20 protein-coding genes and 3 tRNA genes are annotated in these 21,763 nt (G+C 39.1%); 10 read left to right on the top strand and 13 right to left on the bottom strand.

Annotation, left to right across the window (positions count from 1 at the left end):
- Positions 1–12: 12 nt before the first annotated feature.
- A complete protein-coding gene (locus EVU92_RS13110; RefSeq protein ID WP_130051599.1) occupies positions 13–921 on the bottom strand; it encodes a transporter substrate-binding domain-containing protein in 909 nt (302 codons plus the stop codon).
- 194 nt (positions 922–1,115) lie between these two features.
- On the opposite strand from EVU92_RS13110, the gene EVU92_RS13105 reads away from it, so the two are divergent.
- Positions 1,116–3,062 (top strand): glycoside hydrolase family 97 protein, encoded by a 1,947-nt coding sequence (locus EVU92_RS13105; protein WP_130051598.1) that lies wholly within the window; start codon positions 1,116–1,118, stop codon positions 3,060–3,062.
- A 273-nt stretch (positions 3,063–3,335) separates the two neighbouring features.
- Here the strand turns inward: EVU92_RS13105 and EVU92_RS13100 are convergent.
- From EVU92_RS13100 to EVU92_RS13075, 5 genes are all read right to left on the bottom strand, one after another.
- Positions 3,336–3,412: transfer RNA gene (locus tag EVU92_RS13100), tRNA-Val, on the bottom strand.
- A gap of 129 nt (positions 3,413–3,541) precedes the next feature.
- Positions 3,542–3,618: transfer RNA gene (locus tag EVU92_RS13090), tRNA-Val, on the bottom strand.
- Between the two features lie 108 nt (positions 3,619–3,726).
- Positions 3,727–3,803 (bottom strand) — tRNA-Val (locus EVU92_RS13085).
- A gap of 113 nt (positions 3,804–3,916) precedes the next feature.
- Positions 3,917–4,936, bottom strand: a complete 1,020-nt coding sequence (locus tag EVU92_RS13080; protein ID WP_130051597.1) for a DUF3080 family protein — start codon at positions 4,934–4,936, stop codon at positions 3,917–3,919.
- Positions 4,911–6,269 (bottom strand): MATE family efflux transporter, encoded by a 1,359-nt coding sequence (locus EVU92_RS13075; protein WP_130051596.1) that lies wholly within the window; start codon positions 6,267–6,269, stop codon positions 4,911–4,913. Before EVU92_RS13075 ends, EVU92_RS13080 begins: the two co-directional genes overlap by 26 nt.
- 94 nt (positions 6,270–6,363) lie before the next feature.
- Here EVU92_RS13075 and EVU92_RS13070 point away from each other — a divergent pair, with 94 nt between their 5' ends.
- Positions 6,364–6,990 (top strand): riboflavin synthase subunit alpha, encoded by a 627-nt coding sequence (locus tag EVU92_RS13070; protein WP_130051595.1) that lies wholly within the window; start codon positions 6,364–6,366, stop codon positions 6,988–6,990.
- A gap of 24 nt (positions 6,991–7,014) precedes the next feature.
- Here the strand turns inward: EVU92_RS13070 and EVU92_RS13065 are convergent, their stop codons facing one another.
- Positions 7,015–7,218, bottom strand: coding sequence for a CPXCG motif-containing cysteine-rich protein (locus EVU92_RS13065; RefSeq protein ID WP_130051594.1), 204 nt, complete (start codon positions 7,216–7,218; stop codon positions 7,015–7,017).
- Between the two features lie 230 nt (positions 7,219–7,448).
- Entirely contained in the window at positions 7,449–8,315 is an 867-nt protein-coding gene (locus tag EVU92_RS13060) for a fructosamine kinase family protein (RefSeq protein WP_130051593.1), read from the bottom strand.
- A 112-nt stretch (positions 8,316–8,427) separates the two neighbouring features.
- Here EVU92_RS13060 and EVU92_RS13055 point away from each other — a divergent pair, with 112 nt between their 5' ends.
- Positions 8,428–9,123 carry a DUF445 domain-containing protein gene (locus EVU92_RS13055; RefSeq protein ID WP_130051592.1) on the top strand — a complete coding sequence of 232 codons (696 nt, stop codon included), beginning with the start codon at positions 8,428–8,430 and terminating at the stop codon, positions 9,121–9,123.
- 50 nt (positions 9,124–9,173) lie between these two features.
- Here EVU92_RS13055 and EVU92_RS13050 read toward each other — a convergent pair whose 3' ends face one another.
- Positions 9,174–9,536: a DUF3718 domain-containing protein gene (locus EVU92_RS13050; protein WP_130051591.1), complete on the bottom strand. Its 363-nt coding sequence runs from the start codon at positions 9,534–9,536 to the stop codon at positions 9,174–9,176.
- A 358-nt stretch (positions 9,537–9,894) separates the two neighbouring features.
- Here EVU92_RS13050 and EVU92_RS13045 point away from each other — a divergent pair, with 358 nt between their 5' ends.
- The 3 genes from EVU92_RS13045 (at position 9,895) to EVU92_RS13035 (ending at position 13,413) form a co-directional block, all read left to right on the top strand.
- Positions 9,895–10,680: a hypothetical protein gene (locus EVU92_RS13045; protein ID WP_130051590.1), complete on the top strand. Its 786-nt coding sequence runs from the start codon at positions 9,895–9,897 to the stop codon at positions 10,678–10,680.
- A gap of 112 nt (positions 10,681–10,792) precedes the next feature.
- On the top strand, positions 10,793–12,175 hold the full coding sequence (locus tag EVU92_RS13040) for an amidohydrolase (RefSeq protein ID WP_130051589.1): 1,383 nt from the start codon (positions 10,793–10,795) through the stop codon (positions 12,173–12,175).
- 11 nt (positions 12,176–12,186) lie between these two features.
- Positions 12,187–13,413, top strand: a complete 1,227-nt coding sequence (locus EVU92_RS13035) for an amidohydrolase family protein (protein ID WP_130051588.1) — start codon at positions 12,187–12,189, stop codon at positions 13,411–13,413.
- Positions 13,414–13,480: 67 nt separating this feature from the next.
- On the opposite strand, the gene EVU92_RS13030 is transcribed toward EVU92_RS13035, so the two are convergent.
- A complete protein-coding gene (locus EVU92_RS13030) occupies positions 13,481–14,680 on the bottom strand; it encodes an Nramp family divalent metal transporter (protein ID WP_130051587.1) in 1,200 nt (399 codons plus the stop codon).
- Positions 14,681–14,985: 305 nt separating this feature from the next.
- Between EVU92_RS13030 and EVU92_RS13025 the strand changes: the two genes are divergently transcribed.
- Entirely contained in the window at positions 14,986–15,402 is a 417-nt protein-coding gene (locus EVU92_RS13025) for an MAPEG family protein (RefSeq protein ID WP_130051586.1), read from the top strand.
- A gap of 61 nt (positions 15,403–15,463) precedes the next feature.
- Here EVU92_RS13025 and EVU92_RS13020 read toward each other — a convergent pair whose 3' ends face one another.
- The 3 genes from EVU92_RS13020 to EVU92_RS13010 form a co-directional block, all read right to left on the bottom strand.
- Positions 15,464–16,756: an Ig-like domain-containing protein gene (locus EVU92_RS13020; protein WP_130051585.1), complete on the bottom strand. Its 1,293-nt coding sequence runs from the start codon at positions 16,754–16,756 to the stop codon at positions 15,464–15,466.
- Between the two features lie 22 nt (positions 16,757–16,778).
- Entirely contained in the window at positions 16,779–17,291 is a 513-nt protein-coding gene (locus EVU92_RS13015) for an outer membrane beta-barrel protein (RefSeq protein ID WP_130051584.1), read from the bottom strand.
- A 171-nt stretch (positions 17,292–17,462) separates the two neighbouring features.
- Positions 17,463–19,310: an ABC transporter ATP-binding protein gene (locus EVU92_RS13010; RefSeq protein ID WP_130051583.1), complete on the bottom strand. Its 1,848-nt coding sequence runs from the start codon at positions 19,308–19,310 to the stop codon at positions 17,463–17,465.
- A gap of 157 nt (positions 19,311–19,467) precedes the next feature.
- Here EVU92_RS13010 and EVU92_RS13005 point away from each other — a divergent pair, with 157 nt between their 5' ends.
- The 3 genes from EVU92_RS13005 (at position 19,468) to EVU92_RS12995 (ending at position 21,667) form a co-directional block, all read left to right on the top strand.
- Complete coding sequence (locus EVU92_RS13005; protein WP_240701314.1) at positions 19,468–20,298, top strand: alpha/beta hydrolase family protein; 831 nt, start codon at positions 19,468–19,470, stop codon at positions 20,296–20,298.
- A 3-nt stretch (positions 20,299–20,301) separates the two neighbouring features.
- Positions 20,302–20,697, top strand: a complete 396-nt coding sequence (locus EVU92_RS13000; RefSeq protein WP_130051581.1) for a VanZ family protein — start codon at positions 20,302–20,304, stop codon at positions 20,695–20,697.
- A 61-nt stretch (positions 20,698–20,758) separates the two neighbouring features.
- On the top strand, positions 20,759–21,667 hold the full coding sequence (locus EVU92_RS12995; RefSeq protein ID WP_130051580.1) for a diguanylate cyclase: 909 nt from the start codon (positions 20,759–20,761) through the stop codon (positions 21,665–21,667).
- Positions 21,668–21,763: the final 96 nt, after the last annotated feature.

Here is a 21,763-nt window from a genome sequence, read left to right as displayed (position 1 = left end):
ATAAAGCGGCGTTTACGCCGCTTTATCGTTTGCGTAGCATTGTTGTTTCATACCTTGTATAAACTCGTCAAACTTGCCGCTGGCTTGCATCAACTCAATTTCATCATTTAAGTCTTTTAAAACCTTTTGCCAGTGTGGTGTTGATTTACTGACAGAATAATACAGTGGTTTGTATTCAAGTTTAGGTTCTAGCGCTACGAGTGATTCTAGCATTTGCTGTTTACCATTCATTGATAATTCAGACTTATATATGCTTGCTTTTAGTACCTCAAGGTCTGCCACAATCAAGCTGACTCGATTACTTAGTAAGAGGTGGATTAACTGGTATTCATTATTTGCGACGATTGTATCGATCTCTTTATTATCAATCATGGCATCTAATTCTTTGGTGTTTTTATATGAACGGACCACACCAATAGGTAGGTCTTTTACTGAGTTTAAATCACCATTAAATGGAATTTGATTTCCTTTTAATGCAACGAATGATAAATCACCTCCAGGAATAGCATGACTCAAAGCGAGTAAATCGTTGCGGGTTTTGTTGAGAAAATTATCAGATACCACATTGTCTTCGATGAAGTATTCCGGAAAGAGAATGTCAGCTCGGCCTAATTCAGCCTCTCTAACAGCACGTGCCCAAGGGTAAAAACTAATATGTACGCCATAGCCTTTCTCTAATAGGGAGCCCACTGTGAATTGGAATAACCACCCTTTGTTACATAGGTTTTCATCAATATAGGGAGGCCAATCTAAGGTTACTAGTTTTAAAACATGATTTGCATCTAGGTTATAACCATAACCACCGTTAAAACGAACAGCTTCTTCAGTCGCTATTTCGCCATTTTTTTGAAAGCTGACAGCCGTTAGGCCTGCAAAGGCTTGAAATGAAGCAAATAATAAAAACACGGTCAGTAGTTTCATAAATTGTCTAAGTTTTTGTTATTTAAATAAAGCTTAGTCTTTTGTAGTAAATATACAACCAATTAACTGTAACATTATTTACTAGGCTAGTGCGTTTTTCGATCACTGCACACATAAATGGGCTAGAATAACAAACAATCAATTTGTATTATGATATTATTTAACGGGTTTTTTGCAGCTTAAGGACAACAATAATGATAAAATCAAGTATCTATATTTCACTGCTAGTAAGCTCTTTGCTTGCTCACGCACAACTACCGCTTAGTCTTACAAGTCCTGATGGACAATTAACAGTCAAGCTTGAAGAACAGCAAAACCAAATTGTTTATAGTGTAACTTATGGCAAGCAAGTATTTTTGGAACCATCTCAGCTTGGTTTAAATACTAACCTTGGCGACCTTTCACAAAGTTTAAAATATAAGAGCCATACAACGGCTTCTATAAAAGAGAGTTATAAGCTGCATAATGCAAAGGCGAGTGAAATAAACTACACCGCGAACACCTTAAAAGTACAGTTTGAAAACAAAGATGGTAGAGTGCTTGGTGTGCAGTTTAATGTTTCTGATCACGATGTTGCATTTCGTTACCAAGTCACGGGTGTTGAAACAGATACCCGAATCAAGGTGCTATCTGAATATAGTGCTTTTAATTTACCCGACGATGCAACTACATTTATTAGCCCGCAAGCCTTACCTGAAACAGGCTGGATGCAAACAAAACCAAGTTACGAAGAGCCTTACACCTTTAATGAAGCTCTTGGCACACCGTCAGCGAATGGCGTGGGGTATACCTTTCCTGCTTTATTTAAAAATAGCGATAAAGGTTGGCTTTTAATTTCTGAAACTGGTGTAGATAGCCATTATGTAGGCTCAAAATTGAGCGAAGGCACGAAAGACGGTATTTATCGGGTTTCATTTCCTCAAGCCGGTGAGAATAATGGTATTGGAGCAACCTACGCAGCTATGTCTATGCCTGCAATGACTCCTTGGCGTACTATTACTTTAGGGACCAGTTTAAAACCTATTGTTGAGTCAACAGTCGCATTTGATCTGGTTAAACCGCTTTATCAAGCAAATCAAGAATATACTATGGGGCGCTCAACATGGAGCTGGATCGTATGGCAAGATCCAAGTATTAATTATGACGACCAAGTAAAATTTATAGATCTCGCTGCATCTCTAAATTTTGAATATGTATTAATCGATAGTGGTTGGGATCAAAACATTGGTCGTGACAGAATGGCTAAATTAGTCGAATACGCCAATAGTAAAGGCGTTGATGTTATATTGTGGTACAACTCAAATGGCTGGTGGAATGATGCACCACAAACACCAAAGAATAGAATGAATACCGCGCCTATACGAAGAAATGAAATGGCTTGGCTGCAAGGCATTGGCGTTAAAGGCCTTAAAGTTGATTTTTTTGGTGGTGATAAACAAGAAACCATTAAACTCTATGAAGATATTCTAACTGATGCAAATCAATATGGTTTGGTGATCACTTTTCATGGCAGTACCATTCCGCGTGGTTGGGAAAGAATGTATCCTAACTTCGTCACATCTGAAGCGGTTCTAGCATCGGAGAACCTTGTTTTTCATCAAAATTCGTTAGATTTACATGCCTATAACGCGACAATTTTACCGTTCACCCGTAATGCTATTGGCGCTATGGATTTTGCCCCAGTGTTTTTAAACAAACGCTTATCTCAAGATCAAACAGTCGGCACTATTCGTAAAACCACAGATACATTTGAACTGGCAACAGGTGTGCTTTATCAATCACCAGTGCAACATTTTGGCCTGACGCCAAATAACCTTGCAGAACAACCTCAATTTGTTATTGATACTTTAAAGGCGATGCCAACGGTATGGGATGAAACACGTTATATCGCTGGCCAGCCAGGTCAAGATGCAACTATCGCAAGGCGTCATCAGCAAACATGGTGGGTAGCAGCTGTGAATGGTGAAAATAAAGCCAAAACATTAGATATCGATTTGCCTATGTTAGCGGGCAAAAAAATCACCCTGTTGTTTGATAAAAAAGATGGCAGTGCTGGTATCAAGAAAGTAAAAGTGAGTAACAGTGGTAAGTTGAGCTTAAACTTATTAGCCCAAGGTGGCGCACTGATAATTGGTCGCTAAATGTAAGTTTATAGGTGATGAAAAAAGCCAAGTATAGAAAAGCGAGCAGGTTGCTCGCTTTTTTATACCTCTATTTGCCTTGTTAAATTATACGTGGGTCACAGAGAGCAGGGATGCGCTAATAAACTGAGCTAAAGGATATTTTAAATAAGAAAAAATAGAATTGGTACAACCGAGTAGATTTGAACTATTGACCTTTGGACCGGGCCATAGAGAGTGGTAGTACTCTAATCAACTGAGCTACGGGATATTTTAAATAAGGAAAAATAGAATTGGTACGACCGAGTGGATTCGAACCACCGACCTCTACCATGTCAAGGTAGCGCTCTAACCAACTGAGCTACGGTCGTACTGAAATAAAAATCAAGATTGGTACAACCGAGTGGATTCGAACTACCGACCTTTGGACCGGGCCATTAAGAGTGGTAGTGCTCTAATCAACTGAGCTACGGGATATTTTAAATAAGGAAAAATAGAATTGGTACGACCGAGTGGATTCGAACCACCGACCTCTACCATGTCAAGGTAGCGCTCTAACCAACTGAGCTACGGTCGTACTGAAATAAAAATCAAGATTGGTACAACCGAGTGTATTCGAACTACCGACCTTTGGACAGGGCCATTAAGAGTGGTAGTGCTCTTTCCTTTAGTTATACCTAAATCATGGTACAACCGAGTGGATTCGAACCACCGACCCCTACCATGTCAAGGTAGTGCTCTAACCAACTGAGCTACGGTTGTATTTTGATTTGAATAGTTGTTAGCGTGGCTAAACAACGGAGGCTAATATATAGCGACTAGTTGTGTGAATCAAGCAGCTTTAGCTATTTTTGTGCTAAGTGCTGGTTTTTTATTCATAACGGACTAATTTCGCACGCTCGATAGAAATCTTGCCACCAAGCAACATGGCTTTTAGCTGACTGTTTAAGGCGGTGTAAAATTGCGTCATTACTTTCGCTATCCACAAAGTGGTCCATTTCAGTGTCACGCCATATTTGATGATAAAGCGGTTGTAGGGTTTCTAATCTACCCACCAAGAATGATTGATAAGGTTGTAATTGCTCTAAATAGAACTTTTTAAATACATTACTTAGCGTTTGTGCCTTTTGTTTATTCTTATTGGCAGGGCAGAGATCATCTTTTGAGTACTGCATAAGTTGTTGTGTTAATTGCTGATTGTAATGTGTTTGCGCGCGTGCCGCCGATATTAACAACTTGTTATAATTAAAACGGTTTAACACTTCTAATTGGCTAATGATTTGCTCTGGGTCTATATCGTTTATTCTACCGGTATTAATTTTATTGTTTAATTTAGCAATCTGCTCCATCGCGCTCACGGTTTCACTAAAACCTGCTGAGTTTTCATCGATGTATGTCGAACTTAGCTGCCAGCTTTGTTTAAATTCGCTTTCGTTTAGCAGCATAGCTTTAAAGTAGTTAGGGAGGTTTGCTTGTTTTTGTGCGGCAGTGAGTTTTATTTTTTCAAACAATTCATCTTGTTTTTCAAAGCTTTCTAAACACTCATTTGCGCTTTGTAAAAATTTAATCTGATAACTTAGAATATTAGCGGGTGTTGCCGTTTTACCAAGCTGGTTATTATGCTCAGCGATGAGTGTAGATAGCTTACACTGTCGTAACTGAGCAAGCTCGAGCATGCCAATAGTTGCTTTTTCATCGTTATCATAAGCGAAATGCTTAACGTTCAGTGTACTCGGTTTAGATAGCTTAAAACTATCAGTTTTGAGCACGTTTTCTAATCTTTGTGCGTAGGTGTGATTTACATCGCCCGAAGAGGGCGTGCAGGCAATAAGTGCCGTGCACGCTATTGCGATAATAGAATTTACAAGGCTATTGGTTTTGCAAAAAAGGTGCATGTTTAAATCGCCTATGAACAGTGAACATCAACATAATTGCAGCGGCACTTAAACCCACAATAATACCTATCCAAAAGCCATGAGGGCCCATCGCTGGAACAATTAAACCTGTACGAGCAAGTACGAACCCAAGCGCAAAGCCGATCAACCAATACGATACAAAGGTGATATAACCAATTGGTGCCGTGTATTTTAACCCTCGTAAAATACCATTGGCAGAAACTTGCAATGCATCAGGTAATTGATAGATGCAAGCTAACACCATTATTGAAGAAGCAAGAGCCAATACTTCAGGGTTGTCAGAATACAATTGGCTAATAATATCTCGCGCAAAGAAGGTCACACTTGCCAGCATAAAAGCGATTATCGCCGCTAAAATATAACTGGTATTAACTGCATTTCTTAACTGTTGATAATGTTGTTGGCCAAATAGGTTACCTATTCGTATGCTAATTGCAATTGAGAGGCTCAACGGCATCATAAACAGTAATGTAGTAACACTTGCTGCAATTTGATGACCCGCAACGGCTACTGCTCCCAGATGCGCTATAAACAGCGGAATACAAGCAAATAAGGTTACTTCAAAAAACGTGGCCAAAGAAATTGGGATACCCACTTTGGTGATAGTCCATAAAGTAGCGGGCTTTGGAGATGCGAAATTTGCTAACAATGCTTTGGCATCAACCTTTTTACTAAAGTGACAATAAACAACCTGAGTTAGCGCCATTGCTGTAAATACTAGTGCGGTGGCAATACCACAGCCAGCGCCACCATAGGCTTGAAAACCTAACTTACCATGTATAAACACGTAATTTGCTGGAATATTTACCGCTAAACCAATTAAGCTAATGTAAAAAGCAGGTTTGGTCATACCCATACCTTCAGTAATATTGCGATATACACTGAAAAGTAAAAAACCGAAAATCCCCCATTTAACAAAATGAATATATTGCTCGGCTAAATGGGTAATAGACTGTGAGGTATCAAGTTGAACAAGCACGGTATCAGCAAGGCTTGCTAGCCCTAAACCAATAATAGCGAGTATTAGGGCAAGATATAATCCTTGTTGAAAGTAGTGGCTAATACCTTGTTTATCATTTGAGCCAGCAAACTGCGCAATAATGCCAGTTAAAGCCAATAAAATGCCCTGCAGTGCGAGCATTAACGGATTCCAAATACCCGTTGCAATAGAGAGCGCCGCCAAGTCCGTTGCACTTACTTGGCCAGCCATCACGGTATCAACAACCGTCATTAAAATAAGCGTTACTTGTGCCAAAAATACTGGAATGGCTAACGAAATTAACCTTTTGGCTTCCCAACTACAAAAAGACATAATTTACACGACTAAAAAAACAGGCAGCCATTGTAATCTATTCATAGATCAATAAAAATCGCAGTTATCTATTTAATGAAGAAAAGAGAAAGCGATGTTCACTGGAATTGTGCAAACGCAAGCTGTTGTGGTTAAGGCTAATAATCAAGGTGGTGTGCTAAGGCTATCATTAAAAGTAGGGCAGCAATTTGCTGAAAATCTGAATATTGGTGCAAGCATTGCCGTTAATGGCTGTTGTTTAACCGTCGTTAAGTTTGACTCTGACTCCCTTGGTAGCTGTGTTATTGATTTTGATGTGATTGATGAAACATTAAAGTTGACCAACCTAGGTATGTTAACTTTAAATGATACGGTGAATTTTGAGCGCTCAGTGACCTTTGGTACTGAACTGGGAGGCCATATCGTGTCGGGCCACATTCATTGTATGGCCGAAATACTGTCAATTAACCACCTTCAAGATAACTGTAAAATGCAATTATCATTAGCAAAAGAGTGGCAAAAATACGTGTTGTATAAGGGATTTGTGAGTGTTAACGGTGCAAGCCTCACCGTAGGTGAAGTAGATGAGCTGGGCTTTTGGCTGCACTTAATCCCAGAAACACTGGCTATTACCAATCTAGATAACTATCGCGAAGGCGATAAGTTAAATATTGAAGTCGATCAGCAAACTTATACCATTATTAATACGGTCGAAAATTATCTAGAGCAACAAGCAAAATAAGTATAGATATATAAAACGAGCAAATTAAAAAATTTGCTCGTCATCGCTATCGACATGTAACTCAAGTTTATTGTGTGCGTAATCTATATGCATATTCAAATGGATAGGGTTGCAGCATGCACTGCAATCTTCATAATAGTCTTGGTCACCGTCGCTAGCATCAAGTGCCACATGAATGTGGTGACCACAATGAGGGCATGAAATCCGTTGTGTGTAATGGTCTTTCATCAGCTTTTACCTTAATCAGGCATGCCTGAGTTCGTTAAATTGCAATCTGAATTAAACTCTAAAACATAAAAAATGAATGTAGATTTAATCAGATTGGTATAACTCTCTAACCGAATTGTTTATAAGCGTAGTGCTACAACAAACGGCTAGCATCTTTGTTTATACGCCTTATAAGATAAATATAGTCACGTTTAGTAGTTTATGACATCCATTTTACAGTGATTTCGCGGTTATTTTAGTAGCTGCTGAATATGTTGTTTTGCTTCAGTAAGATAGTGCCCGGCAAATATGTTGGCATTATTGAGCATTGGGTATAGTTGGTAAATAGCTCTACGATGCTCGTAACCTACCTGCAGTGGGTAGATATCGTTATAGGCATCATAAAAGCTATCGGGGAGTGGGGCATAAAGCTCGCTCGTTGCAATATCGCATTCCCGATCACCATAATAACAAGCAGGGTCAAACACACTAGGTACATTATTATAAAAGCCCATATTCCGGCGCCAAAAATCACCGTGTAATAATGAAGGCTCAACAACATGGCTATGCAGAGCATCTTTAACAAAGGCAATAAAGGTATCTTGATCGACAAGCTCTATGCCTTTTTCTTGTAATAGCTGTAATTGCCAACCTATTCGTTCTTCAGCAAAAAATACATCCCATTTTTTGTGCCAGCGATTAGGTTGTAGAGTTGAGCCAAGAAAGTTGTCGTTATCGAAGCCGAACATGGCTTGAGTATGTTTTTGGTGCAAATTGGCAAGATACTCACCCATTTCATGCCAATTAGCATTATTATGAGGCTGTTTATCAAGCTCTAACCATTCAAGCACCATAAATGAAAACTCTATGTTGCAACCTGTTGTTATGCAATCTGGGATCATAAATAGGCTTTCTTGAGTTAAAAGCTTAAGGTTCAAGGCTTCGCATTCGAAGCGCTCAAGATCACTCAAATGAGCTACTTTCACAAAGAAATGATGTAAATCATCACCAATTTGGAAGTATCTGTCGTTATTTGGCGATTTTAATTGGCGTTTAAAGGTATGCTTAAAATCAAAATGCATCGCTTGGCTAATCTGTTCATTCACTGAATTCCACATAATTTTGTTCGCCTTTTAACCATATAGTTAAACTATGGCAAAAAGACGATGAATTAACAAACCCATAGCGTTAATATTATTAAAGTTTATCGAAGTATTTATGAGGGGTCAGATGAATAAAAGTCTCATTACTAATTTAGTGGCGTTTGCATTAGTATTAGTCGGGTTTTTATTTGAACAAGCAATAGTACTTTCTGTTGGTTTATTTGCGTTATCGGGCGCAGTAACAAACTGGCTTGCTATACACATGCTATTCGAAAAAGTACCATTTTTATATGGCTCAGGGGTCATAACATTAAAGTTTGCCTCTTTTAAAGTCGCTATCCGCAACTTGGTGATGACAGAATTCTTCGCTGAAGAGAAAATCGATCAGGTGATGGCTTTAGCAAAACCAAACATTGATTTAGAGCCTGTGATTAGTGAAGTTAACCTCAGTCCGGCTTATTATTCTTTAATTGAGGTCATCGAAAACTCACAATTTGGCGGTATGCTTTCAATGTTCGGTGGGCGTGATGCGCTAGAGCCAATGCGTGAACCTTTCATTGATAAAATGAAAGCAGCGGTAATTGATATTTCAAAAAGCGACGAATTTAAAATGATTCTTGATGAAAAGCTATTTGCCAACTCTCATCTTGGTGGCTCTTTACATAGTACAGTTGAGCGTTTAGTTGATGAGCGTTTGAATGAGCTTACGCCAACAATGGTAAAAGATATCATTCAAACCATGATCAAAGAACATTTAGGTTGGTTAGTGATTTGGGGTGGGGTGTTTGGTGGCTTATTTGGCCTAATCGCTGCGCTAGTATAATGAAGAAGCTTGTAGCAGGCCTTTAAAGACCTGCTACAGTGAATTAATCATTATTTTGAACCAGCAACAACAATCACTGTGTCATCAGATACTTTAGCGATATCCTGGATAGTTGTTTTTGTAGCTGTTTCAAAATTTAAGTATTTTGCTGAGTTATGAAAACCATAAGTGCTTGCAAACTTATCTGTCGACATATCATTGCAAAGTAGCTTTTCTGTCATTACGCGTTTGCTCAAGCGTAGATCGCGCATTGTGCTTGATACGTTTAATGGTTTGTTAGAGGTAATGGCCATACAGGCTTGCGTGCCAACTGAGTCATCTGCGGCGACAAATTGTGCTGCACTTGCATCAGTTGCTGCTAGTGAAGAACCTAAAATTAATGCTGTACCTAGTGCTGTAGTTAACGTATTCATCTTTCTCTCCAGTTGTTGTCCGTATTACGTTTAGTATGTGCAACCTCGCTTTTATGGATACTTCACACTTCCTGTTTGCTGGGCACGTTTAAAGTATTACGCTAAACAAGAACAATTGCTGTTAATGAAAATCGACAAGATGTAAGTAAGTATGTAGATGTGAACAAGCAAAACTAACCGCTTGATAAGTGCTATTTTAAAGTGTGAATTTTGACACAAATAGGCTGAAATCTTTTTCATTTATTTTATTAAAACGTGTTTTAGCTCGTATTAAAGGCTTAATTTTTACGTGGCTGTTACATTTAAGTATTAACTCTACCTTTTCTTAAAAAGGCAAATCAGAGTATAAGGAGCATGAGTGACCACAAAATTAGCAGGCTATTATCAACAAGCCTATGCATCTGAATCAAAACACTTTAATCAATGTTTTTATTGTGGTTGTGAAGCAACTGAGCGAGATTTTTGTCCGCCACTACATATGCTGCAAAGCATTATAGATTTGGGCGAAGAGGCTGAATTTATATCAATTCCAACTTGTTATGAATGCTTTGCATTACTGCATAACGAGCGGGTATTGACCATTGATGGGCGAGTTACAAAACTAAAAAAGAAACTTTCAGTAAAATACGCTAAAGCATTAAGAATTTATCACATGTGGCATGAAAGCGAACTTCACGATATGAGTGATGAATTTGTGCACAGCATAAAAGCTGGTATGAAGTTAGGCGCTGAGGCTGCAGAGCGAATTGCATTCCAAGGTTATAGTTATGCAACCGAAGATGCCAACGTAACAATTCGCGAAAAGCGTGCTGAATTTGATGTGCAAGGCAAAGTCTTTTATGACTTTAAAGACGCGCTCAATTATTGCATTAATGATTTAAATGTAGATCGTACTGAATTTTATAAGCTAGTGGTTGAGGATTATAATGGTGATTTTAATCGTGCTTTAAGCCAATATCGGCATAGGCACGAAAAGGTTACAGCAGCTAATGACGCTGATTCTCTAATCAAAAGCTTTGCGAAGCAGCATAAACAAAACTCTGACTTCGTAACTCGGACTGTGAAACATTTTATCAACAAAGATCCTAGTTTAACGACTGAAGGTGCGTTAGAGCAGCTATATAACAACTACATAAAGAAATAGTGTCCTGTGAGGCTGGTTATTCGTCTTGAATATTGGTGACTGGCCTCGTTTAGTCGCATTAAAGTTAACAATTAGTTAAAGTAATCTAATAATAAAAAAGAGGAACGTAAGAATGCAAAAATTTGCACCATCCTTGTTGGTTATGGCGCTTGGTGTCGCTTTAGCGGGCTGCCAAGACAATGGCCCACAAGATCCAAAAGTCTCAATTAATAAAAATCCATACCCTAGCACCTATCAGCCACTTGCATCACAAAGTACTTTAATCACTAATGCAACTGTTTTAACAGGCACTGGTGAACGTTTAGATAACGCAGATGTTTTCTTTGTTGATGGCAAAGTACAGCAAGTAGGTAAAGACCTTTCTGTACAAGCTGACAAAACGATTGATGCAGAAGGCAAATGGGTAACACCTGGAATTATTGATGTGCACTCACATTTAGGTGCATACCCAACCCCATCAGTGGCATCTCACCAAGACGGCAACGAAATGACCAGCCCAGTTACTGCAGAAGTATGGGTCGAGCATTCAGTATGGCCACAAGATCCTGGTTTCAACCGTGCTCGTGAAGGTGGTATTACGTCATTACAAATTCTACCTGGCTCAGCTAACCTAATTGGTGGTCGTGGTGTAACACTTAAAAATATTCCTTCGCACACAATGCAAGGTATGAAATTCCCTGATGCACCATATGGTTTAAAAATGGCGTGTGGTGAAAACCCTAAACGTGTTTATGGCCGTAAAGGCGTTTTACCATCAACGCGTATGGGTAACATGGCGGGTTATCGCACAGCGTGGATTGAAGCAACTGAGTACAAACGCGAGTGGGATAAGTACGAAAGTGATTATGCCGCGGGTAAAAACCCTGCTGCACCTCATCGCGACATTAAGCTAGATACTTTAGCTGGTGTGTTAGAAGGTGACATTTTAATTCATAACCACTGTTATAAAGCAGAAGAAATGGCCATGATGATCGACCTTGGTAAAGAGTTCGGTTATCACTCAGGCACTTTCCATCACGGTGTTGAAGCATACAAAATTGCTGATTTACTTGCCGAAAATGGTAACTGTGCGGCACTTTGGCCAGATTGGTGGGGCTTTAAAATGGAAGCCTACGACATGGTTCAAGAGAACGTAGCAATTGTTGATGCAGTTAAAAATTCATGTGCAGTGGTTCACTCAGACTCAGATACAACAATCCAACGTTTAAACCAAGAAGCTGGTAAAGTTATGTACCGTGCGAATGATGTTGGTTATGACATCTCTGAGCAACACGCAATCAAATGGATCACCTCAAACGCGGCTAAATCGCTGGGTATTGATGATAAGACTGGTTCACTTGAGGCAGGTAAGCAAGCTGATGTGGTTATTTGGAACCAAAACCCTTTCAGTGTTTATGCTAAAGCAGAGCAAGTATTTATCGATGGTGCCAAAGTTTATGATCGTAATGATGATAAATACCAAGCACAAAGTGATTTCATGCTAGGTCAAAAATAGGAGTAACATTGATGACAAAATTAACTAAATCATTAAAGCTGTCACTTGTTGCTGCTGGCTTATTTTCTGCGACAGCAAGTGCTGCATCGGTAGCGATTGTAAATGCAACACTACACACTTCAACAGAGCAAGGTGTGTTAGAAGGCGCAAGTGTTGTTATTGAAGATGGCAAAATTGTTGCTATTAACCCGGCATCTATCAACGCTGATACAACCATTGATGCAAAAGGCCAAATCGTGACTGCTGGCTTTATCGGCACTATGAACCAATTAGGTCTAGTAGAAGTGGGTGCTGTTGCAGGTTCACGTGATGGTGGTGACGACAAAGCAGGTATCGATTTTGATCCAAGCCTTGCATTCAACCCACGTAGTAGCTTGATCCCTTATGCACGCAAAGGCGGCATTACTCAAGATGTGATTGTACCAAACGGCGGTGAAAGTATATTTGCTGGTCTTGCATCTGTAGTTGATTTATCTGGTAGCTTTGAAAGTGTAAATAAAAAACAAGTTGCACTTGTTGTTCACCTAGGCGAAAAGAGCAAAGGCTCACGTGCTATGTCGATGAAAACACTTATCGACAAGCTTGAAGGCGAAAAGTCAGCTAAAAAAGATGACAAAAAAGAGCCATCAACAGAGCAAAAAGTCCTAGCATCTGTACTTGCTGGTGATATGCCTCTGATTGCGAGTGTTCAGCGTGCATCCGACATTTATGAGCTTGTTAAATTAAAAGAAAACTATGGCATTAACTTAGTGATTCATGGTGGTGACGATGCTGTCGTGGTTGCTGATACGCTAGCAAAAGCTGATGTACCTGTGATTATTAGCTCAATGGCAAACTTACCGGGTAGCTTTGATTCATTACATGCAAACCTTGCTAACGCAGGTAAGCTTGAAAAAGCGGGTGTAAAAGTCATTATTGGTGTTGCCGGTGACTCAAGCCATAATGTTTACCAATTACGTTTTGATGCGGGTAATGCAGTGTCTTATGGTATGAGCCAACAAGGAGCACTTAGTGCAGTAACCAGCAACATTGCTGATGTTTTTGGTTTAAACTCAGGCGCAATTGCTAAAGGTAAACGTGCAAATCTAGTTATGTGGTCGGCAGATCCATTTGAGCTTAACTCACACGTAAGCAAAATGTGGATCAACGGTGAAGAGGTTTCAACAGAAGCGCGTCAAGATAAACTACGCGATCGTTATACAACTGACTCAGCGATGCCACGCGCTTACACAAAATAAGCGCTTTAGATATCAAAAAGGCCGCACATTTGCGGCCTTTTTAATGCATATGTCGTAATAGTAAAATTTAAAAAATTAGATTGCTGAGTTTATAAAGGCTAAGGCCAAATATAAGTAGTAGTACCGGGGCGACTACAAGGTTAACAAGCAAGGAGTTGGTGTGTTCTTTCATGATAGATTTTTGATTAACTAACCAAACAAGGTAACAGGTAACGATTGGGAGTAATAAACCATTAGCCGCTTGCGCAAAGATGATGACCGCAACAGGATCAAGTCCAAGTGATGCGACAAGTGAGCCAAAAACGAGGATAATAATGGCGACAAGTTTAAACCGCATATCACTCATTTGTGTTGACCAGCCAAGCATACCGCAAACAGCATAAGCACCAGCAAGTGGGGCAGTAATTGCGCTAGTTAGGCCAGCTGCACATAAACCGATAGCAAAGAAATAATGTGCCATACCACCTAGGAGAGGCTCTAGTTGCACGGCCATATTAGCCGCTGATATTTTTCCTGCATCGCTACCATAAAACGCCACTGATGCCGTTGATAGAATGGCTAAGGTTATTATACCTCCTAAAGTAATTGAGATACTGGTATCAAGGTTCGTTTCTTTAATTACTTTGTTAATGTTTTTAGAACTATCGTGTTTTTCAGCAAGTACTCCTGAATGTAAAAACAGGTTATAGGGCACAATTGTTGTGCCTATCAAGGCCAGTACCGTGGTAATTGAATCATTTGGTAAGCTCGGTATAAAGCCCTTTAATATCTGATTAAGAGGTGGAGCGGCCATAACGAGCGTTGATATAAACACTAAGCTCATCAACACCACTAAAACAATTAACGCACCTTCAATTACTTTGTGCTTGCCAGTGTACAAAAGCACTGCACTTAATACTGCAATAAGTGGTGTCCATAACATTGGGCTGACAGATGGCATAATTTCTTGCAGCCCTAAACTTGCACCAGTCAGATTGCCCGCTTCATAGGCAGCACTACCAATACCAATGGCACTGATCACTAATATCGCTGCGAGTGCTTTAAAAATAGGTGTTTGAATGGTTGTCCTAAGTGCAGACGCTAAATCTTGCCCAGTAGCTACGCCGAGACGGGCAGCCATTGATTGCAACAAAATAGTTGCTATGACAGAAAACAATAACGTCCAAATAAGAGCAAAGCCAAAATTGGCACCTGCAACACTTGCAGTAGTGATGGTTCCTGGGCCAATAAAAGCGGCGGTGACTAGAAGTCCGGGACCTAAACGCATGATAAAACCTTTTATTATTATTTGTTTAGTGTTTTAACAATAAGATGAAAAACAGCTAACGTTTTAGAAAAAGATCTTAAGGGTATAGAGACTCAAGGTTAGGGTAAAGTAAAAGAGATGATTATCTTTGTAGATATCATCAGAACATAAGAGCACGTTGAAATTGTAAAATTTATACAGTTTACGAAGTAATGGTGTAATACATTTGAAGTTGATAAAAATTGTATCTATAAATCAATAGGTTATTTTGGTCGGGTTTTTGCAAGATATAGGCTTACTTGTTGTTGAATAAAAGGATATAAGAAATGCCTGTACTTACTTTTTCAGCCTATTTTGCTGTGTATGTTTATCTAATTATGCTGACTATTCAGTGGTTAATCGCGGCTGTCAGTAAAGCAAAGCAGCCAAACGCAGTGCCCGGTAAGATAGATAATTCTTTGAGTCATGATAGCTTTGTGTTTCGCTCGCATCGAACATTTATGAATACTTTAGAAAATAGTCCGTTGTTCTTAGCGACAGTATTTCTGGGTTTTTTTCTAAACTTGAATAGTAGTGCATTTGCGCTTTGTATATGGGTGTATGTGATCGCCAGAATTATCCATATGCTTTTGTATTATATGATAGCAACCGAAAAGAACCCGAGCCCACGAAGCTATTTCTTTTTAATTGCTGCAATGGCTAACATGGTGATGTTGGGGTTAATAGGCTTACGTTTACTCTAAAAGGTCGGTGAGGTATTGAGATTAAATGCCTCACCTGATGTTGTTTAAATTGAAAAAGTAACTATTCGATATTCATTAAAACACTGCTAATTTCTGTGTCATATTGAACTGTGATCAATACTGTTCCCAATGTATTTGAGGTACTTGTAACCTTGTAGGCGGCTTGAGCTGTTCCCGCATTTACTATTTTAGTCGTTACTAGGTTACTGTTATTAATACTCCAATTAGCAAACTCAGTTACATTTAAAGATGTTGGATTTGAGCTATAGTTCGCGAACAATTTGAGTTCAATAGTGCCTAAAGGAGATATTGAATACTCGCTAGCGCCATCGTTAATTTCTAAAGAATCAAGTTCAGCGTCACCTTCAATCTGTACTGTTGTAATCTTTTGCTTATTACCACATTCAGCTAATAGTTGTGTGGTCCCGGGCTTAAGGGCAAGAAAACTAGCTGTCGAATCACTATCGTCAATACTTTTTGGTGTTAAACCAATAAAGTTACTGTTGATTGCAGACCACTTGATACTTGAGCTAATGTCTTCTGTTTGCTCTGAATTGCCATTTTGATATACCGCTTTGGCAGCAAGTTGGATTCGATCTCCAACGCTGATGTTTAACTCACTGTCTTGTTCCGAATTAAACGAAACATTAATTTCTTTTAAATTGCTAGGATCTGCAACAACAGATAATTGATCGGTAACATTGCCAATTGCAGCTGTAATTACAGTGCTTTCAACAGCTGCAGCAGATGTATATACAAAGCCTTGCTGATTGATTTTGGCAGTAGTATTTTCATCGACACTTAGGTTTATATCTCTCAAGCTATTTAATGCAGTATATCCATCAACGTAGGTTATATCGGCCGATACTCTCGCAGGCGTGCATGTATTGATAGAGTCTGTTGCAGGAATGACTTGTTTTAATTTAATTGATTCTGCCGCCACATCTGCAATAGATATTTGTTTTTCATCACTAATATCATTTATAGTCGTCGCGGATATAGTAATTAACCCTTGGCTAGATGGCGAATTTTTTAGAGCTGTTAACAAGCCATTACTATTGATTTTAGCAATACTCTCGTCACTTGTTTGCCAGGTTATTTCATTGGTTACGTCTCTAGACTCACCATTTGAATCTATACCCGTTACTTTCAATTGATGGGTGTCACCTTCTTTTAAACGAACTTGGTAGTTTTCAATACTAAGTGACTCAATGATAGTGCCTTCTTGGCGTAACTTTTCAAGTTCAACTTCTTTTGCTAACTGAGTTGAGTCAGTTTCAGATCCGCAACCCAAAATAGCGCTAACAATTAATGAGATACTGAAAAGTTTTGATACGTTCAACTGCGTGTTCATGAAAATCCTTTCGATTAGCTATTTAAAAATGGTAAGTAAGGCCAAGTGTTACACCACTGATTTCTACGTCGTCTCCTTTGAATAAAGATTGGTAGGCTAATCTCACTTGTGTATTTTTGATATAAGGTATCTGCTGGTGAACTGCCACTCCCCATGCAAAGCCATCATAATTATAATTTGTGGGGAGCTTTTCAGATGCTGAATTAACGATCATTTCGTTTTTTGCATAGCCTAATGAAATATCAAGCCCAAAGCCGTTAACCACATCAGATTGCATAACAAAAAAGAGTGCGGCGCTTTTTTCAAGTTCAAACTCTAAATTGTAAATGTTGTCGTCATCACTTGATATTAAGTACTGTGCCTCAAATGCCATATTATTGTTGCTGGCACCTGCTCTTATGAAGGTAGCAGTTGGTTTAGCACTTTCACTACTAATTTCAATATCACTGAGCATATAGTCAGCACCTAGATAGTACGTATCTGCCTTAGTCTGAAAACTAGCTGCAAATAGTAAAAGCAAAATATACTTTTTCATAATTTAATTTCTTGTATTTATATTAGGGTCGATACTAGCGTTTAGTATTAGTGGAATCAAGCAGCGTAATTGTTAATTTACATACAACTGGTTGAATTATATTTGAAACTGTAAATAACTAGCTCGAAGATACATGTACCAATTAGCTAGTTAAATACAACAAAAACTTAATTACTCAACACCAATAAAACCACCGGTTTGATGTGACCACAGGGCAGCGTAGATGCCACCTTGTGAAATTAATTGTTGGTGAGAACCTTGTTCAACCACGCCACCTTCATCAAGCACAATGAGTCTATCCATTTGTGCAATAGTTGATAAGCGATGCGCAATTGCTATAACCGTTTTACCCGTCATTAAATCGTCTAAGCTGGTTTGAATTGCCGCTTCTACCTCTGAATCAAGGGCACTAGTTGCTTCATCTAATATCAAAATTGGAGCATCTTTTAACAGTACACGGGCAATAGCAATACGCTGTCGCTGACCACCTGAAAGCTTCACACCTCGCTCACCGACTTGTGCAGCAAAGCCTTTATTACCTTTGCTATCTTCTAAGTCTTCGATGAACTCGAGTGCCTTAGCTTGCTTTGCAGCAGCGAGCATTTCTTCTTCCGTTGCATCTGGCCTGCCATAAAGAATGTTGTCTTTTACTGAGCGATGTAACAGCGAGGTATCTTGCGTCACCATCGCAATATGTTTACGTAAACTTTCTTGGCTTACATCAGCGATGTTTTGACCATCAATACGGATAGTGCCCGAGTCAACATCATAAAAGCGCAGTAATAAGTTCACTAGGGTCGACTTACCAGCGCCAGAACGACCAACTAAACCAATTTTTTCACCTGGTTTTATATCAAGGTTTAAGCCATTGATAACAGGGCCGCGATGGGTTTCGTTAGCCGCTTTACCATAGTTAAATTGCACATTCTCAAAGCTTATCGACCCTTTATCAACGTTAAGGGTGCTCGCATCTGTTTTATCATCTACTTCAATCGGCGTTGATAGGGTTTTCATACCATCAGCAACAGTACCAATGTTTTCAAACAGGCTACTGATCTCCCACATGATCCATTGTGCCATACCGTTTAATCTAAGAGATAAACTCACTGCAATAGCGATAGCCCCAACACTGATGGCACTAATAGACCACAGATACAATGACAAAGCGGCAATGCTAAATACCAGCAAATAATTAAGAGTATTGATAGAAAAGTTCAAGCTGGTAACTAAACGCATCTGCTTATATACCGGCTGTAAAAACACATCCATGCTGTCTTTTGCGTATTGCTCTTCACGCTGCGTATACGAGAATAATTTGATTGTTGAAATGTTAGTATAACTATCAACCACACGTCCGGTCATTTCCGAACGCGCATCTGCCTGCGAGCTGGCTACTTTTTTGAGTTTGGGCACAAAATACATCTGAATTGCAGCATAAAGGACTAACCAAACTAACAATGGCAGCATCAAACGCCAGTCAGATTCAGCGACTAAAAATACCATGGCACCAAAGTAGACTACGATATACATTAGTACATCGAGCAGTTTCATCACTGACTCACGAACAGCTAATGAGGTCTGCATGACTTTTGTCGCAATACGACCAGCAAATTCGTTTTGATAAAAGTTAACACTTTGACGAAGCAAATAACGGTGCGCTAGCCAACGGATAGACATAGGGTAGTTACCCAGTAGCGCTTGATGTAACACTGCTGAGTGAAAAAATACAACTATGGGCAATACTACCAGCAGCACAATTGCCATTTTTGTAAGCTCAGCCTGCTGCTCAATAAATAAGGTATCTGGGGTGTATTGACCGAGCCAATCAACTAATTGCCCCATATAGCTAAAAAGCGAGACTTCTAGAATCGCGAGTGCAGCTGCGCTTAAAGACATTAATAGCAATGAGAGTTCCATGCCTCGTGTATAATGACGACAAAAGGCGAATAAGCTATTAGGTGGTTGAGAAGGTTGCTCTTTCGGAAACGGATTGGTCATCCGCTCAAATAAACGATACATAGACGACGCTTTTTAATAATCAAAATAACCTTACTATACCATTTGAGTGTATTTTTAGCAGTTCATTTAATTTAAAAACTAATATTAAAATCTATCACTATTCAATTATTTACATCTAGTCGTATAAATGAAAATATAATAAGAAAAAGGAATTATGATGAAAAAGTTTCTCTGTACGTTATCGATCATTTTCAGCTTACCGCTTTATGCTTATCAAACCGACACCTATACGTTTAAAGGTAAAAAAACAGCCATAGAAAAACCTGTGACGGTGACGATACCGGATGGCTATCAAGAATCAAAAAAATACAATGTTATATATGTCTTACATGGCTACAGTGGCAATCATAGTGATTGGACAAAGCTTACAGATATAGAAAAACTAGCAGATCAATATGATGTTATCATTGTTAATCCTGATGGTAACTATGGCTCTTGGTATCTAGATTCAGATATCGACAAAAGTTCGCAATACGAGACTTACATCGCTGAAGATTTAGTCAATTATATAGACTCAACCTATTCGACCAATCGGTCTAAAAGTGGGCGTGCAATCACAGGCTTATCGATGGGAGGGTTTGGCGCATTGCATATTGCTATCAATAACCAAGCACGGTTTGCTGCAGTATCAGGGATTTCAGCGGGAGTCGATGTAAGGCCTTTTAGTGCTGAATTTGACCTAACAAAAGTACTTGGGAGCTTCAGTGAAAACCAAGGAAAGTGGGATAACATTGCCATAATTAATAATCTTCACAAAATTGCTGCAGGCAACACCGCATGGAAGAAGGGGGCTGATAATTTAGCGATTATGCTTGATATTGGTGTAGATGATTTTTTTATAGAGCAAAACAGAGCACTACATCAAGCTATGTTAGACCTGCGTATTCGCCATGATTATATTGAACGCCCAGGCATTCATGACTGGCACTATTGGAATAAAGTAATTGCCTATCAATTTTTATTTTTAACCTCTCATATGGCGCCATAAAGGATGTTTCAACGTATTCTTGTGTTAATTGCCATTGGCTTTTTTGGTTTTATAGGTTGGGTTATTTACCTTGCTAATACCGGACAAAAGTCGGTATTTTTTGATCTCGTTGCAGTCATTCCTTACGGTGATAAGTTGGGGCATTTTTGCTTATTTGGTCTACTCACGTTATTCATCAACCTTGCCTTTAAATTTAAGACAATGGCTGTAGGGGGACGACCTATCTATTTAGCTGTGTTGATTGTTAGTACGTTTGTGATTTTAGAAGAGCTAAGCCAGTATTTTGTCGAATCGAGAACATTAGATTTTATCGATTTAATTGCTGACTTTGCGGGTATCGCAGTATTCAGTGCTATTTCAGCTTGGCTTTGCAAAAAGTTATATCCAACTAAGAGCTAAACTTTCAGTAACTTGCTTGGTTTCGTCTATAATCAGTGTAGACCAAGCCTAAAAGTTGCGTATGAACAGAGATACCTCAGATTATTTGTCAGATATTATTGATCTATTACTCGATGCTGTATGCGTAGTTGATGCCAAAGGTACGTTATTGTTTACTAATCCTGCCTTTGAAACAATCTTCGGATACACACCAGAAGAAGCTATAGATAGGAATATGCTGGACTTTGTTTACCCAGAGGACAGGGCCAAAACTATTAATGCCATAAACCAAATTGTGGTCAATGATCAGCATCCACGATTTGAAAATCGTTGGGTAAGGAAAGATGGCAGAGTGGTTCATGTATTGTGGTCTGTCTATTGGTCAAAAGAAAAACAAGTCAGAGTGGCTATCGCTTATGACATAACAGAGCAAAAAAATCTCGAACAAAAACTGATATATATGGCGGGACACGACCCCCTCACCGATCTTCCTAATCGTAGTTATTTAACTACCCAACTTGAAGAGTCATTATCAATTGCAAATACTATTTCAACAGTGATTGCAGTACTTTTTATCGATATAGATGGTTTTAAGCAAGTTAATGATGTTCATGGCCATGGCGCTGGCGACAAACTATTAAAAACGATTGCAATGCGCATTCGTCATGTTTTGAGAAAGGAAGACAGTGTAGGGCGCTTAGGCGGCGATGAGTTTGTGGTAATTCTCAATAGCATTAAACACAAAAGTGATGTTATTAAAATCGTTGATGAGCTAATAGCGGAGATATGTCAGCCTTTAGTTTACAATGATGCGGAGCTTACCTACTCACCCAGTATTGGTGCCGTGCTGTTTCCTGAACATTATGGTGATGCTGAATATTTAATTCAGTGTGCCGATAAAGCCATGTACAAAGCAAAGAATGAAGGGGGGAATCGTATGGTTTTTTATAATGATGGAATAAAGTTACCCGGCGCTAAAAACACAGGTTAGCGTATCATAAACTACAGCAGGTATATGGTTTCAACCTAATAATTTGTTTTCTAACTCATAACTATTGCACGAAATGAAATATTAGTTAGCCTTGAA

It is taken from the genome of Pseudoalteromonas sp. MEBiC 03485 (genome assembly GCF_004195145.1).
Lineage (GTDB): Bacteria > Pseudomonadota > Gammaproteobacteria > Enterobacterales > Alteromonadaceae > Pseudoalteromonas > Pseudoalteromonas apostichopi.
This window is presented reverse-complemented; position numbering and strand designations above follow the sequence as displayed.

Bases quoted from the DNA above. Each gene is read 5' to 3' on its own strand.
- EVU92_RS13035 (WP_130051588.1), top strand. From the start codon at position 12,187: ATGACAAAATTAACTAAATCATTAAAGCTGTCACTTGTTGCTGCTGGC.
- EVU92_RS13065 (WP_130051594.1), bottom strand. From the start codon at position 7,218: ATGAAAGACCATTACACACAACGGATTTCATGCCCTCATTGTGGTCAC.
- EVU92_RS13020 (WP_130051585.1), bottom strand. From the start codon at position 16,756: ATGAACACGCAGTTGAACGTATCAAAACTTTTCAGTATCTCATTAATT.
- EVU92_RS13055 (WP_130051592.1), top strand. From the start codon at position 8,428: ATGAATAAAAGTCTCATTACTAATTTAGTGGCGTTTGCATTAGTATTA.
- EVU92_RS13110 (WP_130051599.1), bottom strand. From the start codon at position 921: ATGAAACTACTGACCGTGTTTTTATTATTTGCTTCATTTCAAGCCTTT.
- EVU92_RS13010 (WP_130051583.1), bottom strand. From the start codon at position 19,310: ATGTATCGTTTATTTGAGCGGATGACCAATCCGTTTCCGAAAGAGCAA.
- EVU92_RS13040 (WP_130051589.1), top strand. From the start codon at position 10,793: ATGCAAAAATTTGCACCATCCTTGTTGGTTATGGCGCTTGGTGTCGCT.
- EVU92_RS13025 (WP_130051586.1), top strand. From the start codon at position 14,986: ATGCCTGTACTTACTTTTTCAGCCTATTTTGCTGTGTATGTTTATCTA.
- EVU92_RS13105 (WP_130051598.1), top strand. From the start codon at position 1,116: ATGATAAAATCAAGTATCTATATTTCACTGCTAGTAAGCTCTTTGCTT.
- EVU92_RS13070 (WP_130051595.1), top strand. From the start codon at position 6,364: ATGTTCACTGGAATTGTGCAAACGCAAGCTGTTGTGGTTAAGGCTAAT.
- EVU92_RS12995 (WP_130051580.1), top strand. From the start codon at position 20,759: ATGAACAGAGATACCTCAGATTATTTGTCAGATATTATTGATCTATTA.
- EVU92_RS13000 (WP_130051581.1), top strand. From the start codon at position 20,302: ATGTTTCAACGTATTCTTGTGTTAATTGCCATTGGCTTTTTTGGTTTT.
- EVU92_RS13050 (WP_130051591.1), bottom strand. From the start codon at position 9,536: ATGAATACGTTAACTACAGCACTAGGTACAGCATTAATTTTAGGTTCT.
- EVU92_RS13015 (WP_130051584.1), bottom strand. From the start codon at position 17,291: ATGAAAAAGTATATTTTGCTTTTACTATTTGCAGCTAGTTTTCAGACT.
- EVU92_RS13075 (WP_130051596.1), bottom strand. From the start codon at position 6,269: ATGTCTTTTTGTAGTTGGGAAGCCAAAAGGTTAATTTCGTTAGCCATT.
- EVU92_RS13060 (WP_130051593.1), bottom strand. From the start codon at position 8,315: ATGTGGAATTCAGTGAATGAACAGATTAGCCAAGCGATGCATTTTGAT.
- EVU92_RS13005 (WP_240701314.1), top strand. From the start codon at position 19,468: ATGAAAAAGTTTCTCTGTACGTTATCGATCATTTTCAGCTTACCGCTT.
- EVU92_RS13030 (WP_130051587.1), bottom strand. From the start codon at position 14,680: ATGCGTTTAGGTCCCGGACTTCTAGTCACCGCCGCTTTTATTGGCCCA.
- EVU92_RS13080 (WP_130051597.1), bottom strand. From the start codon at position 4,936: ATGCACCTTTTTTGCAAAACCAATAGCCTTGTAAATTCTATTATCGCA.